General features: G+C 72.3%; 14 protein-coding genes. 7 read left to right on the top strand and 7 right to left on the bottom strand.

All coding sequences use genetic code 11. The features are described from left to right. Positions 1-128 precede the first annotated feature (128 nt). From AC07EQ_RS01410 to AC07EQ_RS01430, 5 genes are read right to left on the bottom strand one after another with little or no spacing between them, the layout of a single operon-like run. On the bottom strand, positions 129-641 hold the full coding sequence (locus AC07EQ_RS01410) for a hypothetical protein (protein WP_478385962.1): 513 nt from the start codon (positions 639-641) through the stop codon (positions 129-131). Between the two features lie 58 nt (positions 642-699). Then, positions 700-2052 (bottom strand): hypothetical protein, encoded by a 1353-nt coding sequence (locus AC07EQ_RS01415; RefSeq protein ID WP_478385963.1) that lies wholly within the window; start codon positions 2050-2052, stop codon positions 700-702. Continuing rightward, the gene (locus AC07EQ_RS01420; protein WP_478385964.1) at positions 2049-2867 is read right to left on the bottom strand and encodes an ATP-binding cassette domain-containing protein; all 819 of its coding nucleotides are present in this window, start codon (positions 2865-2867) and stop codon (positions 2049-2051) included. Before AC07EQ_RS01420 ends, AC07EQ_RS01415 begins: the two co-directional genes overlap by 4 nt. Positions 2868-2902: 35 nt before the next feature. After that, positions 2903-3730, bottom strand: coding sequence for a zf-HC2 domain-containing protein (locus tag AC07EQ_RS01425; protein ID WP_478385965.1), 828 nt, complete (start codon positions 3728-3730; stop codon positions 2903-2905). Continuing rightward, positions 3727-4266 carry an RNA polymerase sigma factor gene (locus tag AC07EQ_RS01430; protein ID WP_478385966.1) on the bottom strand — a complete coding sequence of 180 codons (540 nt, stop codon included), beginning with the start codon at positions 4264-4266 and terminating at the stop codon, positions 3727-3729. Before AC07EQ_RS01430 ends, AC07EQ_RS01425 begins: the two co-directional genes overlap by 4 nt. Positions 4267-4475: 209 nt before the next feature. On the opposite strand from AC07EQ_RS01430, the gene AC07EQ_RS01435 reads away from it, so the two are divergent. Both AC07EQ_RS01435 and AC07EQ_RS01440 read left to right on the top strand, forming a co-directional pair. Next, complete coding sequence (locus tag AC07EQ_RS01435) at positions 4476-4871, top strand: hypothetical protein (protein WP_478385967.1); 396 nt, start codon at positions 4476-4478, stop codon at positions 4869-4871. Positions 4872-4983: 112 nt separating this feature from the next. Next, positions 4984-5907 carry an aminoglycoside phosphotransferase family protein gene (locus tag AC07EQ_RS01440; protein ID WP_478385968.1) on the top strand — a complete coding sequence of 308 codons (924 nt, stop codon included), beginning with the start codon at positions 4984-4986 and terminating at the stop codon, positions 5905-5907. A gap of 376 nt (positions 5908-6283) precedes the next feature. Here AC07EQ_RS01440 and AC07EQ_RS01445 read toward each other — a convergent pair whose 3' ends face one another. Then, on the bottom strand, positions 6284-7483 hold the full coding sequence (locus AC07EQ_RS01445) for a S8 family peptidase (RefSeq protein WP_478385969.1): 1200 nt from the start codon (positions 7481-7483) through the stop codon (positions 6284-6286). A gap of 144 nt (positions 7484-7627) precedes the next feature. Here AC07EQ_RS01445 and AC07EQ_RS01450 point away from each other — a divergent pair, with 144 nt between their 5' ends. Further along, positions 7628-10492 (top strand): ATP-binding protein, encoded by a 2865-nt coding sequence (locus AC07EQ_RS01450; RefSeq protein WP_478385970.1) that lies wholly within the window; start codon positions 7628-7630, stop codon positions 10490-10492. A 245-nt stretch (positions 10493-10737) separates the two neighbouring features. Here AC07EQ_RS01450 and AC07EQ_RS01455 read toward each other — a convergent pair whose 3' ends face one another. Then, entirely contained in the window at positions 10738-11310 is a 573-nt protein-coding gene (locus AC07EQ_RS01455) for a TetR/AcrR family transcriptional regulator (RefSeq protein ID WP_478385971.1), read from the bottom strand. Positions 11311-11550: 240 nt separating this feature from the next. On the opposite strand from AC07EQ_RS01455, the gene AC07EQ_RS01460 reads away from it, so the two are divergent. From AC07EQ_RS01460 to pqqE, 4 genes are all read left to right on the top strand, one after another. Continuing rightward, on the top strand, positions 11551-12675 hold the full coding sequence (locus AC07EQ_RS01460; RefSeq protein ID WP_478385972.1) for an FAD-dependent oxidoreductase: 1125 nt from the start codon (positions 11551-11553) through the stop codon (positions 12673-12675). A 279-nt stretch (positions 12676-12954) separates the two neighbouring features. Next, the gene (gene pqqA, locus AC07EQ_RS01465; protein ID WP_478385973.1) at positions 12955-13095 is read left to right on the top strand and encodes a pyrroloquinoline quinone precursor peptide PqqA; all 141 of its coding nucleotides are present in this window, start codon (positions 12955-12957) and stop codon (positions 13093-13095) included. An 88-nt stretch (positions 13096-13183) separates the two neighbouring features. After that, entirely contained in the window at positions 13184-13453 is a 270-nt protein-coding gene (gene pqqD, locus AC07EQ_RS01470) for a pyrroloquinoline quinone biosynthesis peptide chaperone PqqD (protein WP_478385974.1), read from the top strand. Beyond that, the gene (pqqE, locus tag AC07EQ_RS01475) at positions 13446-14537 is read left to right on the top strand and encodes a pyrroloquinoline quinone biosynthesis protein PqqE (protein WP_478385975.1); all 1092 of its coding nucleotides are present in this window, start codon (positions 13446-13448) and stop codon (positions 14535-14537) included. Before pqqD ends, pqqE begins: the two co-directional genes overlap by 8 nt. Positions 14538-14558 lie beyond the last annotated feature (21 nt).

Consider the following 14558-nt stretch of genomic DNA (forward strand, 5'->3'; position numbering starts at 1 on the left):
TCTCTTGGTTCACCAAAACATCGCCCCTCCCGGGGGGGGCGGCGTGGCGGTTTCGCGCGAAATCGCCACCGGTGTCCGGCACCGGGACGAGCCGGGCGGAGCCGTTCTGAAACGACCTCGAAGTGGCCTTATGCGCGGTAGCCGCGAATCGCGTAGGTGAGCGTGCCGAGCACGGCGAGGGCGGTCGCGGTGATAGTCGCGGCGGCCGCCCCCGCTTCCGCCATCGGCCAGGTGAGCACCTGCATCGCCGCGGTGTCCGAGGGAAGCGGCAGGGCGGCGGGCAACGCCCAGCCCAGCGGGAGCCACCAGCCGCGGGCCGTCCCGAGGACCGCGGCGCCGAAGGCGGCGAGCCCGGCGAAACCCGCGCAGTTCCGGACGATCACGAGGTTCGGCACCAGCGGCTCGCCGATCGCCTGCGCCGCAACGAAAACGCCGCCCACGACCGCGGCGATCGCGACGACATGCCCCGCCCGCAAGGGAGGCCAGCGCAGCGCGGCGGTGCGATCCAGCGCCACGTCCGCGCCGCCGAGACCGACCGCTCCCGCGGAGATCCCGAGCGCCAGCCCGGCGACCACGAGCCGGGCGGTGGCCGGCGGATCGGCACTCCAGCGGCCCAACGCCCACACCACGGCGGTCGACACGAGGAGCACCGCGCATGTCGCCGGGACACGCCGGGAACGGAGGTACAAAGCCAAGGGATCACCCACCCGGCGCGAGGACGGCGAGCGGATCGGGTTGGCACGTCTGGATGGCCGCGCGCAGTTGGACGACCACCTGGGGCTGGGTTTCCCGCGGCAGGGCGCGCAGGGCCTGCCAGGCCGATTCCGCCCGCTCCCGGATCTCGTCGGCGCCGTAGTAGTGGGGCAGCGGCGTGAATTCGTCGGCCAGCCAGGACGCGATGACCGTGCGTGCGGCCTGCGACTCGTCGCCGTACCACTCGTCGCATCCCGGGACGGTGCCGCTCAGGAGGCTGATCCAGGCCGACCGCGGGTCCTCTCCGGCACGTTCGAGCTCGTCGAAGTCCACCGGGAGCACGCCCGGCGGCACGTGCGGGACGGTGCCGCGGGTCGGGATCTCCGCGACGACGCGGGGCGCATCCGGCAGTTTCCCGTGCAGCGACAAGGCATCCCGCGCCGGCCCGGTGAGGGCTTCCAGCTCGTGGGCGTGCGCGCGGGTGACGCACACGTCGCGGGTTTCGGTGCACCCCAGCGCCGCCGCCTCCCCGTTGAGGACGTAGACGGCGTCGGCGTCGCGCGGCAAGGCGGTCACCGCCACCACGAGCCCGAGCACAGCGGGCAGCAGCGCGACGATCCGGGTTCCAAGGCGGCTCGCGGTCACCAGGCCGAGCGCGGTCGTCGCCAGCGCGGCGAACCACCCGAGCTGCACCGCGCTCACCGTGTCCGACACGGCGATGAAGGCGGTGCGCTTCGTTCCTGCCAGCATCGGCGTCAGCAGCTCCGGCACGCTCGACTCCGGCCCGGCGTAGTACTCCGCGTTGATCGTCGTGGCATGCGCGCGGATCAGGACCGCGAACCCGGCGGCCGCCACCACGGGCGGGGTCAGCAACGACGGCAGCAGCCTGCCGATGCCCATCCCGAGCCAGCCGGCCGCGACCAGCGACAGCGCTCCGACCGCCGCGACCGGCAGCCAGCCGAGGTGGAAGAAGCCGCCGTTGGCCACCACCGAGACGCCGCCCGCGACCAGGATCGCGGCCGATGCGGCGACCATCGCCAAGCCGACCGCCGCGGCGCTGTGCGCCGACCGCTGCCACGCGGGTCGCGGCGCCGACGCGAACAACTCCGCCACCCCGCTGCGGCTGTCGCGCGTCCCCAGCAGGGCTCCGCCGCCGAGCGCCACCGGAACCAGCGCGAAGTGCATGAAACGCAGGTAGTAGACGAAGGAATCCCATTGCAGGTACCAGGCTCCGGTGGACTTCTGCCACGGAGCGTTGGTCAGCAGGTACAGCAACCCCACCGCTGCCGCGAAGATCGCCGCGCCGGTCGCCGGCGCGCTGGAGCGCCGCAGGTCGATCCGGACCATCCGCGCGCTCACCAAGATCCCCCGGGCCGTTCGGCGTCGCCGCGGTGCCGGGCCAGCAGCGCCGAGTAGCCGCGCTCCGCCGGGCTGTCGCCGGGACTGCTTTCGCCACCGGCTCCGAGGAGTTCCTCGCGCGTTCCGCGGAACACCAGGCGGCCGCGCTCGACGAGCGTCACGTCGGCGCAGGCGGCGGCGACGTCCTCCACGATGTGCGTGGCGACCAGCACGCAGGTGTCCTGGCCGATCCGGTGCAGGAGTTCGCGGAACCGCAGCCGCTGCCCGGGATCCAGGCCCGCGGTCGGCTCGTCGAGCAGCAGGATCTGCGGGTCGTTGACGATGGCCTGGGCGATGCCGGCGCGGCGCACCATCCCGCCGGAGAGCGTCCGCATCCGGTGGGCGGCCCGGTCGGCGAGCCCGACCAGCTCGATCGCGCGTTGCACCGCGCCCGGCCGGTCCCGCTTCGGGACCTCCTTGAGCCAGGCCACGTACTCGGTGAACTCGCGGAGCGTGAACCGCCGGTAGAACCCGAAGTTCTGCGGCAGGTAGCCGAGCCGCCGGCGCACCTCGCGCACCTCGCGCCCCCGGCCGATGGGGCGCCCCAGCAGTTCCAGGGTGCCGCCTGCGGGCCGGGCGACCGTCGCCAGGGCGCGCATCAGCGTCGTCTTGCCCGCGCCGTTGGGGCCGAGCAGGCCGTGCACGCCGGTGCCGAACGACAGGTCCAGGCCGTCGACCGCCATCCGCAGCCCGGCCCGCACCCGCAGCCCTTCGGCGCGGATCTCGGCGGCGTAGGTCGTGGGCGCGATCTCCTCGGCGCTCACCGCGCGTGCCATCGTCTCCTCCTGATGTCCACAATGGATTTCCGGGTTCACGGGCTGTCGAGCCGGGTGCAGGAGCGCGAGCGCACCGCCAGCACCACCCCGCCGACCGCGAGGGCCGCACCCCAGACCGGGGCGGCGGACGGCTCCAGCGGAAGCAGCGAACCGGCCGCGAACAGGCTCGGCAGGACGACCGTCCCGGCCCACAGCGCGATGAGCCCGACGGCCGCCCGGGTGATGCCGACGAAGCTGCCGAGGGCCAGCGATCCCGCGGTGAAGGCCAGGCAGGGCAGCAACCACCAGGCCGGCGACGTGCCCGCCGCCCAGCCCACCACCAGCAGCATCGGAATGACCACGACCAGCACGGCCGCGGTGCGCCGCAGCACCAGCTCCACTCCCCCGCGGGCGGCGCCGGCCAGCACTTCGTGCGCCGGATCCAGGCCGCGCGACCAGGCCGCCGCCACGCACAGCAGCGGCGCTACCGGTGCAAGCAGCAGCACCATGGACGGATATCCCCCGCTCAGCAACGGAGTCCAGGTGTCGACCGCGAGGGCCAGCAGCAGCACGAGCGCGGTCATCCCGAACCACGGCAGCATCACCGGCGACGCCCAGGCCCGAAGGTGCCGCAGCCACCGGTTCCCGGCGGGCCGCGGCGCGATCGCGGCCACCGCGGGCTCCAGCTCGGCCCACACGCCCTCCAGCAGCGCCGTCACCTCACCGGAGATGCCGGACGCCAGCTGTTCCCGGCACGCCGCGCAGGATTCGAGATGGGCTTCCACCGCCCAGGTCTCGTCGGCCGTCAGCGCGGGATCGTCGCAGGTGTAGCGCCGCACCAGCTCGGCCGCGAGGTGATCGCCGTCGTGTTCGCGCACCCTCATGACAGCGCCTCCCGCATCGCAATCCGCGCCCGCCGGGCGCGGGTCTTCACCGTTCCTTCGGGAACACCGAGCAGCAGCGCGGTTTCCCGGACCGACAGCCCGTCCAGCACCATCGCCTGCAACACCTGCCGCAGCTCCGGAGCCAGCAGCCGGAGCGCGTCGCCCACCGTGCCCCCGACCTCGCGGGCCAACGCGTCGTCCTCGGCGGCGGGAGCGCTCACCGGCTCCGCGGCGACCGCCGGCAACCGCGCATACCGGGCCTGCCGCCGGAAGCCGTCCACCAGGCGGCGCGCGGCGATGGTCCACAGCCACCCCACGGCGGTGCCGCCCACGGCGTCTCCCGCGAACGCCCCGCCGGCGCGCCACACTGCGAGGTAGGTCTCCTGCATGACCTCGGCGACGAGCTGCTCGTCCGCGCACCTGCGGCGCAGCCGCAGCGCCAGCCACGGCGAGGTGCGCCGGTACAGCTCCTCGAAGGCGGCTCGGTCACCTCGCGCGATGCGGCCGACCAATTGCGCTTCGTCCAGCGAAGCCATCGGCACCCGGTTTCCCCTCACGCCCCGGAAGACGGCGTGCGGACGCCCAGCGGTTCTCCGAGTGGCTCAGATCACAGTTTCGCGGCGGGAGAACCACGATCGGCGATCGGCGCGACTTACGGCCGGATCCCGCCGGACGGTCGACTCCGCCTCCGGCGAGACGAAGGAACCGATCTCGTCCTATTAGGACCAACACCTGAGGATGTCTTGTGCTGAACAAGAAGGCTGCTGCCGCTATCGGACTGACCGTCGCGGCGGTCGCGATCATCACCGTCACCAGCAGCGGGGCGTTCGCCTCGCCAGAGCCCGCCGCGGCCCCGCCCAAGGGGGCCCGGGCGACGGTCCAGGTCTCCCCGAATCCCGCTTGGCGGGGCCAGGAAGTGACCATCACCGGCGACTGCGGCGGCGGAACCGGCCTCAAGGCCGTGCTCAGCGGCTTCTCGGAAAAGAAGCCGGTGCTGGAGGACGTGCGCATCGTCGACCCCAACCCGGCCGGGTTCCTCGCGAAGGGCCGGCTGAGCGACACCGTGGGCAACGGAGTGGGCCCGGTCTTCGTCGACTGCGGCGGAGAAGCCGGGGTCACCCTCCTCGTCACCCACGCCTGACGGCCGGAACCCGCGCCGCCGCAAGCAGCCACCACCGCTTGCGGCGGCGGGCTCGCTCCGATCCGTACACTGGTCGGCAGGAAAGCCCTTCCCTCGGAAAGGAAATCCCCACATGCTCGGCGTTCCGGACACGCTGCTGGCGTCCTACGGCGGGAGCGAGGCGGGGAGGGCCTGGATCGCAGCGCTGTCCGGTCAGGTCGCCGAGTACCTGGAGAAGTGGGACCTCGCGCCAGACGGGGACGTCGCCGCCGGGGATGCCTCGCTCGTGGTGCCCGTGGTCCGCGCGGGCGGGGAACGCGCGGTGCTGAGGTTCCAGCCGCCCAAGGTGGAAACCCGGGCCGCGCTCGTCGGATTGCGGACCTGGGGCGGCAGCGGGATCGTGCGGCTCCTCGACCACGACCCGGCGAACTGCACGATGCTGCTGGAACGCCTGGACGGTTCGCGCACCCTGGCCTCCGTCGCGGACGACGACGAGGCGATGGGCATCCTCGCCGACTTGCTGCGCCGGCTGACGGCCGTGCCCGCGCCGGAGGGGTTGCGGGGACTCGGCGAGATCGCGGCCGAGATGCTCGACCAAGCACCCCAAGCGGTTTCGGCGCTGACGGACCCGGCCGATCAACGGCTGCTGCGCTCGTGCGCCGCGGCGGTCGCCGACCTGGTCGACGAGCCCGGCGATCGGCTGCTGCACTGGGATCTGCACTACGGCAACGTCCTCGCCGGTGAACGGGAACCGTGGCTGGCGATCGACCCGGAGCCGCTGGCGGGCGACCCGGGATTCGACCTGTGGCCCGCCCTGGACAGCGAGTGGGCCGCGGTGGTGGCCACCGGCGACCCGGTCCGCGTCGTGCACCGCCGATTCGCCCTGCTCACCGAAGCCCTCGGCCTGGACCGCGAGCGCGCAGCGGGCTGGACGCTCGGACGCGTGCTGCAGAACAGCCTGTGGGACGTCGAGGACGGCGCGACCTCGCTGGCGCCGAGCCAGGTCGCCATGGCGCAGGCCATGCTGGAACGTCCGACACGTTCAACTTCCCGATGACGCCGAGGAAGATCCCGCCGAAACGCGGAGCCTTCCGCCATAGCAGCGAGTTCTGGTGCCGGTAGGCGCCGCCGATGAAACAGGTGTGCAGCAGTCGGTTCATCGAACCAAGCCCGGATTCCGCACCGGCGAATACTCGGGTTGAAAGGCACCTTAAAGGCTGAAGTTCCGGCAGGTCCGGGGCCGTGCGTCTTTTGTGCCGCCATAACGACACAAAAGACGCACGGCCAGAACGACCAGCAGAAACGCGCGCCTTTCGCGATTCGGTTGATGCTGGATCACCTCGACCACCAGCGGGCCGCATCAGGGCTCCGCTAGGCGAAAACGGGGGAAGGCCCCGCCTGCAGCCGGGGCCTTCCGTTTTCACCGGTCGGTATCAGTAAGCGGCGCCGCCGCTGATGAAGCCGACGTGCAGCAGGCGGTTCGTCGAGCCGGGGCCCGGGTTCCGCACCGCGTTCTGGGTTCCGTTGTTCACCAGCGCGTCGCGCACCTGCGCCGGCGTCGCCGACGGGTTCGCCGTCAGGTACAGCGCGACCGCGCCCGCCACGTGCGGGGTGGCCATCGACGTGCCGCTCATGCCGCCCGCGCCGCCGCCGTTGAGGGTGGACGTGATGTCGGTGCCCGGCGCGAAGATGTCGGTGCAGCGGCCGTAGTTGGAGAACGACGACCGGTTGTCCTGCCGGTCGGTGGCGTTGACCGTGATCGCCTCCGGCACGCGGGCCGGCGTCGAGCTGCAGGCGTCCGTGTTGGAATTCCCGGACGCCACGGCGAAGGTGACGCCGCCCTGGATCGCCCTCCGCACCGCGTTGTCGGTCGCGGTGTGACCACCACCGCCGAGGCTCATGTTCGCCACCGCGGGCTTGGTGGCGTTGCCGGCCACCCAGTCGACGCCGGAGATGATCTGGGAGTACTGACCCGAACCCTGGCAGTCGAGCACGCGGACGGCGACCAGCTTCACCTGCTTCGCCACGCCGTACGTCTTCGAGCCGACGGTCCCGGCCACGTGCGTGCCGTGGCCCTGGCAGTCGGAGGCGTCGGCGTCGTTGTCGATGAAGTCGCGGCCGTCCCTGACGCGGCCCTCGAAGTCGGGGTGCCGCTTGTCCACCCCGGTGTCGAGGATGTAGGCCGTCGCCCCCGACCCGGTGTTCGGGTAGGTGTAGCTGCGGTCGAGCGGCAGGTTCTTCTGGTCGATCCGGTCCAGGCCCCAGGTGGGGTTCTGCTGGGTGCCGGCGATCCGGGCGACGCCGTCCTGCTGCACGTACGCGACCGCCGGGTCGCCGGCCAGCCGCTTGGCCGAGGCCTCGTCGAGCTTCGCCGCGAAGCCGCGGATGGTCGAGGTGTAGGTGGCGGTCGTGGTGCCGCCGTACTGCGCGACGAGGCGGGCGGTGGTGCTCGTGGTCGAGGCCGCGCTCGCGTTCAGGTCCTTCAGCACCACGATGTAGCTGCCGGCAACCGGGTTGGCGGCGGGGAGGATCTTGCCGGTCGGAGCCGCGGTGGCCGGAGCGGCGGCCAGCGCAGCGGCGAGCACACCCGCGCCGAGCGCGGTGATCAGCCGGATCTTGCGTCCTTGTCGCATGTCGGGTGCTCCCTCTTCAGTTATGGCTGCCATACGGAGGTGGTGACGCACAGCCATTTCCGACACGATCGACTGATGCCCTGACGATGATCAATCCGTGTTTCATTACGTAGGGGTACCTGTCTTTCGGCGAGGGGAGAGCACATGGCACGCACTCGGCGTCCTGTTCGCCCGCAGATCCGCACCAGCTCACCGGTGCTGGTCGGGCGCGCCGAGCAGCTCGCATCGCTGCAGGCAGTGGCCGTGCTGCACCCGGCCGTGGTGCTGATCGAGGGCGAGGCCGGGGTCGGCAAGAGCCGGCTGCTGACCGAGGTGCTCGTCGGCGAGCTCGGACCGGCCACCTCGCTCATCGGGTACTGCCGTCAGGTAGGCGAACCGTTCCCGTACGGCGCGGTTCTGGAGGCGCTGCGCGGCGCGAGGCCCGCGCGCCGGCCGGAGCTTAGCCCGGTCACCGGCGTCCTCGGCCCGCTGCTCCCGGAGATCGCCGAGCACCTGCCGCCGGCGCCGGATCCGCTCGGCGATCCGCGCGCGGAGCGACACCGGCTGTTCCGCGCGGTGCGCGAGCTGGTCGACGCGCTGGGCCCGGTGCTGCTCGCCATCGAGGACCTGCAGTGGGCCGACGACGGCACCCGGCAGCTGGTGCGGTTCCTGATGAGCGACCCGCCGCCGAACCTGACGATCGTGGTGACCTACCGGCGCGAGGACGTGCCCGGCGGCCTGCCGCTGGGCGGCGCGTACCGGCCGCCCAACGGCGTGGTCAGCGTGGTGCTGGCGCTGAACCCGCTCGGCGTCGACGACGTCCGCGCGCTGACCGAGGCGATCCTCGGCGAGAAGCAGGTGTCCGCGGAGTTCGCCGCCCGGCTGCACGAATGCACGGCCGGAGTCCCGTTCGTCGTCGAGGAAACGTTGCGGGCGCTGCGCAACACCGTCGGCACGGTGCGCACCGACGGCGCCGCCGCCCGCCGGCTGCTCGACGCGGTCGCGGTGCCGGTGCTGCTGCGGGACGCGATGGCCGAACGGCTTGCCGTGCTGCCGACCGCGGCGACCAGGCTCGTCGAGACGGCCGCGGTGCTCGGCGCGCCCGCTACGGAAGGACTGCTCGGCGCGGTCGCCGGCGTCCCGGAGCCACGGCTGCGCACCGCGCTGACGCACGCGCTGAGCGGTCACGTGCTGCACGAGCTGGACGGCGGCTACGGCTTTCGGCATTCGCTGGCCAGGAAAGCCGTCTACGACACCATCACCGGCCCGGATCGCGCGCACCTGCACGCGCGCGCGATCGACGTGCTGGCCGGGGTCGAGCCCAAACCGCTGAAGCAGCTCGCCGAGCACAGCGAGCGCGCCGGCCGGGTGTCGGAGTGGCTTTCCTACGGGGAGGCGGCCGCCGACCGGGCCGCCGAGATCGGCGACGCGGCGACCGCCACCGAGCTGCTGCAGCGGCTGCTGAAGGAGCCGGAGCTGCCCGCCGAGCACGTCGACCGGCTCGCGATCAAGCTCGGGCAGATCGCGCACACCGGCCTGGACCAGCACGATCCGACCGAGACGCTGGAGCGGCTGCTCAGCGACCGGCGGCTGTCCACGTCGGCGCGCGGCGAGGTGCGGCTGTACCGGGGGCTGCTGTTGCTGCGGCAGGCCGGTGGGTTGGTGGAGGCCCGTTCGGAGGTCGAGCGGGCGATCAACGAGCTGTCGGAGCGCCCGGACCTGGCCGCGCGCGGCACCGCGGTGCTGGCGATGCCCTACGTCGGGCAGACCTCGCTCGACGAGATCCGGCCGTGGCTCGCGCGGCTCACCGAGTACCGGTCGAAGGCCGATGGCGAACTGCGGTTGTCGTTGCAGGCCAACGAGTTCGGCTCGCGCATGCACCTCGGCGACGCCACCGTGCTCGCCTCGCTCGATGAGCTGCCGGCGGTGGTGGCGACGGTCGGCGAGCAGCGCCACCTCGCGCGGCTGCGCTGCAACCTGGCCGACGCGTGCGAGTGGACCGGGCATCTGCGGATCGCCGATGAGCTGCTGCGCGGCGGCCTCCGGATCGCCACCCGCTGCGGCGCCCCGTTCGTGATCAGCACGGCCCGGGCCACCCGGACCCGGCTGGACTGGCTGGCCGGCGAATGGGCCGGGCTCGACGAGCGGGCGCGCCGGATGCTCGACGAGTACCGGGACCTGTTCCCGGTGGTCAGCGAGCTGAGCCTGGTGCTGGGTTCGCTCGCGGCGGCCCGCGGCGAGTGGGCGACCGCGACGAGCCACCTCACCGAAACGGGCGCCTTCGCCCCGGACGAGGCGATCAGCCCGGTCGCGATCGCCGGCTGCGCGGGGCTGGCCTGGACCCTGCTGTCCCAGGACGAGCCGGCGAAGGCGTGCGCGGACGTCGACCGCGGGCTGGACATCCTGCGGCGCAAGGGGGTCTGGGCGTGGAGCGGCGAGCTGGGCCCGGTCGCCGTCGCGGTGTACCTGGCGGCGGACCGCGAAGCGGACGCGGCGCGAGTGGTGGACGAGATCGCCGCCGGAATCGCGGGTTCGGGCGTGCCGCTCGCGGTGGCGGCGCTGGCCCAGTGTCGCGGGCGGCTGGCCGAACACCGGGGAGACCTGACCGCGGCGATGGCGCACTACCGCGATTCGGTCGCGCACTACGAGGAAATGCCGGTGCCCTACTACGCGGCGATGGTCGCCGAACGAGCGGCCACGTGCCTGCTGCCCACCGATCCGGGACCGGCGAGCGAAGAGCTGTCCGCGCTGGTCGACGTGTTCGACCGCCTCGGAGCCACGCGCGACGCGGCCAGGTGCCGCCACCTGCTGCGCGGCGCGGGCGGCGGCAAGCCCTCCCGCCGGGGCCGCCGTGGGTACGGCGACGAGCTGTCGCCGCGCGAGGAAGAGGTGGCCCGGCTGCTCGCCTGCGGCCACACGAACCGCGAGATCGCCGGAATCCTGTTCCTCTCACCGCGCACCGTCGAGCAGCACGCCGCGAGGGTGCTGAGAAAGCTCGGCGTCACCTCCCGCGAACAGCTGAAGAACTAGCCCGCCGAAATCCGGAACACAAAGCCGTGAGTCTTTTGGGTCGCTATGGCAGCCCAAAAGACTCACGGCCCCGTGACCGCAATCGACTGCCACCGAATCTCACACCTCGCTCGGCCGGTTCCAGGCTGCGATCCGGCAGCAGTGCGGCCCGATAACCGCCCGCAAACCGCGTTCACGAGTTGAGACGAACGCCGCACGCCACGGAGGAACGGTGACCCACTTTTCCTCCACAATGGATGGTGATGTCAGTCGACTTGCCAACCGTTTTCGAGCAGGTCGAACGCCGCCGCGACGACTTCTCCGGAACGAGGACCGCGGGCCAGCACGCGAGTTTGCAACGCGAAATGCGCGAGGGCGGCACACTTGGGGTCGCCGTCGGCACATCCCGCCTGCTCCGCGATCGCGGCGGCGAGCGCGGCCTGGTGGCGCATCCACATCCGGTCGGCGTACGAGCGCAATGCACTGCTGGACTCGCTGAGCGCCACGAACGACTCCCACCGCGGGTCGCCGCTGACCCGCTCGACCGCCTGCAGCACGTACCGGCGCAGCGCGGCCGGGATGGACTCGCCGGGCGCGCGATCCCGGACCGCCGCGACGAGTTCGGCCTCGCGGTCGACGACCTCGTCGAAGACGAGCGCCTCCTTGCCCGGGAAGTGCTTGAACAGCGTCGTCGTCGACACGTCGGCGGCGTCGGCGATCTCGCGGACGCTGACCTGGTCGAAGCCGCGCTGGAGGAACAGCTCCATGGCGGCGTCGGCCAGCGCCTGGCGGGTGGCCGCCTTCTTCCGCTCCCGCCGCCCCATCGTGCCTTCGGTCATGCCACGCACAGTACACAACTGTGGAACAGTTTAAAAAGTTGAACAGTTGCACTTTTGATCTCGATGTGGTGTTCTCCGGTCGGGCCGCACAGCGCGACGCCCGGAAGCTCTGATCCGCGCCGTCCGAGGCCGCCGGGCTCTGGGGAAGTACCGGGAATCACGGCCATCGACACCGATCCACCGGCGCAGCACCGCGCAACCGGCCCGACCACGCATCGCACACCGGAACGGAGCACGACCATGACCACGTCCCACCCGCGCATAGCCATCATCGGCGCCGGGCCCGCAGGGCTCACCGCCGCTCGCATCCTGCAGCGAGCCGGACTCGCACCCACCGTCTACGAGCGCGACGCCTCCGCGCACGCCCGCGACCAGGGCGGCACCCTGGACATGCAGGAGGACACCGGCCAGGCGGCACTCGCCGCCGCCGGGCTGCTCGGGGACTTCCTGGAGATCGCCCGGCCCGAAGGCCAGGAGATGCGCGCCGCCGACAAGCACGGCACGGTCCTCATGCGGCGGGTCCCCGACGACGGCGACCTGCACAGCCCCGAAATCGACCGCGGCGACCTGCGCGAACTCCTGCTCGGCTCCCTGTCGCCGGGAACGATCCGCTACGGCAGCGCCCTCGACCGCGCCACGCCGACCGGCGACGGGCGCCACCTGCTCCACTTCCGCGACGGGCACACCACCGAGGTCGACCTCCTCGTCGGCGCCGACGGCGCCTGGTCCAGGGTTCGCCCGCTCGTCTCGCCGGCCACGCCGTTCTACGAAGGCGTCATGTTCGTCGAGATCCAGATCGGCGATGCCGACTCCCACCCCGGCATCGCCGGCCTCGTCGGCCCCGGGTCCATGTTCGCCACCGCCAACGGCAAGGGCCTGTTCGCACAACGCAACGCGCGCAACAACATCCGCGTCTACGTCATCTTCCGCGAAGACCTCGACCGGCCGGCCCATCGCGGCATCGACGCCGCGAACCCGGCCGCCGTGCGCGCCGCGCTGCTCGACATGTTCCACGACTGGGCGCCCGGCCTGCGCGCCATGCTGGCCAGTTGCGATGACACGTTCATCCGCCGGCCCATGTACGCGCTGCCGGTCCCGCACGCCTGGGACACCGTTCCCGGCGTCACGCTCCTCGGCGACGCCGCGCACCTCATGTCGCCGATCTCCGGGCTCGGCGCCAACACGGCCATGCTCGACGGCGCCGACCTCGCCCGTGCCGTCATCGACTCCCCCGACCTCGCCACCGCCGTGGCCCGCTACGAAGCGGCGATGCTGCCGCGCGCCGCGGCCAACGCCGAAGCCGCCCACGAGGGCCTGCACAGCGCGATCGCCACCGACGAGCCCGACCTCTCCGACATCCCCTGACCACCTCCGGCGCGTCCGCCCCACCAGCCAGGAACTCACCGGCGCCATCACTGCTGACCAGTCGATTTCAGGTTTCCCGTGCCCTTACGGCGGCGTTTCCACGGGGCTATCCTGCACCTGCGGTGGTCCCGCGCGGCGGGGACGCGTCGGGGGTCCGGATCAGGTCGGGGGACCGGTTCGAAGTGAGCGCCGGTACCGGACATCGCGTTCGCCTCGGCTTGGCAGCCGAACCGCCAACTCCGCCCGGGGACGCTCGTCACCGGAGAGGAGGTGCCAGTCATGAGATCAGATGCTGCTCGGTCCGGTCTTCTCGAATGGGAGCCCCCGGAGTTCGACGAAGTCGAATGGGAGACGCCCGAATTCGAAGAAGTCGTATGCGCCTCAGAAGTCACGATGTACGTCGCGCGGCTGGAGGAGTAGGCGCGGTGGGACGACCGGCAGTCGATCCCCGGGCGCCGGCAGACCGGCGCCCGGCCACCAATGCCGCGGGACCGCGATGAGCACGGCGGTGCGACCCTCGAGCCGGCCCCGGCTGGCGCCGCACGTGCGCTTGGGGTTCGACCGGGCCCGCAAGCGGTACATGCTGCTGGGGCCGGAGTCGGTGACGGTCCTGAACACGACCGGCGCGGCCATCCTCGACCTGTGCGATGGGCAGCGGACGGTCGCCGAGATCGTGGCGAAGCTGAGCTCACGCTACGACCACGTGGCCGACGACGAGGTGGCGCAGTTCCTCACCCGCCTCGCCGCCAAACGGTGCGTGGAGGCCGACGATGACTAGACCGTTCGGTTTGCTGGCCGAGCTCACCTACGCCTGCCCGCTGCACTGCCCGTACTGCTCCAATCCGCTCAAGCTCGCCGACTACGGCGACGAGCTGACCACGGCGGAGTGGAGCCGGGTGCTGACCGAGGCGCGCGAGCTCGGCGTGGTGCAGCTGCACCTCTCCGGCGGGGAGCCGCTCCAGCGCCGGGACCTGGTGGAGATCGCGCGCACCGCCGCCGAGCTGGGCCTGTACACCAACCTCATCACCAGCGCGATCGGCCTCTCGCCGCGCCGGGCGGAGCAGCTTCGGGCCGCCGGTCTCGACCACGTGCAGATCAGCGTCCAGGCCCACGAAGCGGCCCTGTCCGACCGCATCGCGGGCACTCCGTCCTTCGACCGCAAGATCGCGGCGGCCCGGACCGTGAAGGACCTGGGCTGGCCGCTGACGGTGAACGTCGTCCTGCACCGGCAGAACATCGACCGGATCGACGACATCATCGCGCTGGTCGAGCGGCTGGGCGCCGACCGCATCGAGCTCGCCAACACCCAGTACTACGGCTGGGGCCTGCACAACCGCGCCGCGCTGCTGCCCAGCAGGACGCAGGTGGAGCGGGCGGAGCAGGTGGTGCGCGCCGCGCGGAAGCGCCTGGAGGGGCGGGCGGAGCTCACCTACATCCTCCCCGACTACTACCTCGACTTCCCCAAGCCCTGCATGGGCGGCTGGGGGAAGCTGCAGCTCACCGTGGTGCCCAACGGCGACGCCCTGCCGTGCCCCGCCGCCCACACGCTGCCGCTGCCGCGCGTGAACGTGCGCGAGAAGTCGCTGGCGTGGATCTGGGCGGAATCGCCGCTGTTCCAGCGCTTCCGCGGCACCGGCTGGATGCCCGAGCCGTGCCGCGGCTGCCCGCGCCGCGAGATCGACTTCGGCGGCTGCCGCTGCCAGGCGTTCCTGCTCACCGGCGACGCGGCGCGCACCGACCCGGTCTGCATCCTCTCGCCGGACCACGAGATCGTGGCCGAGGCGGTGCGCGCCGCGAACGCGGAGACCAGGCCGGTCGCGGAAGTCCTCGCACCGCGACCGCATCCCCGCGACACCCGGTAGGGACCGGACAGCCCGGCGCGC

The organism is Saccharopolyspora sp. NPDC045839 (assembly GCF_056431645.1).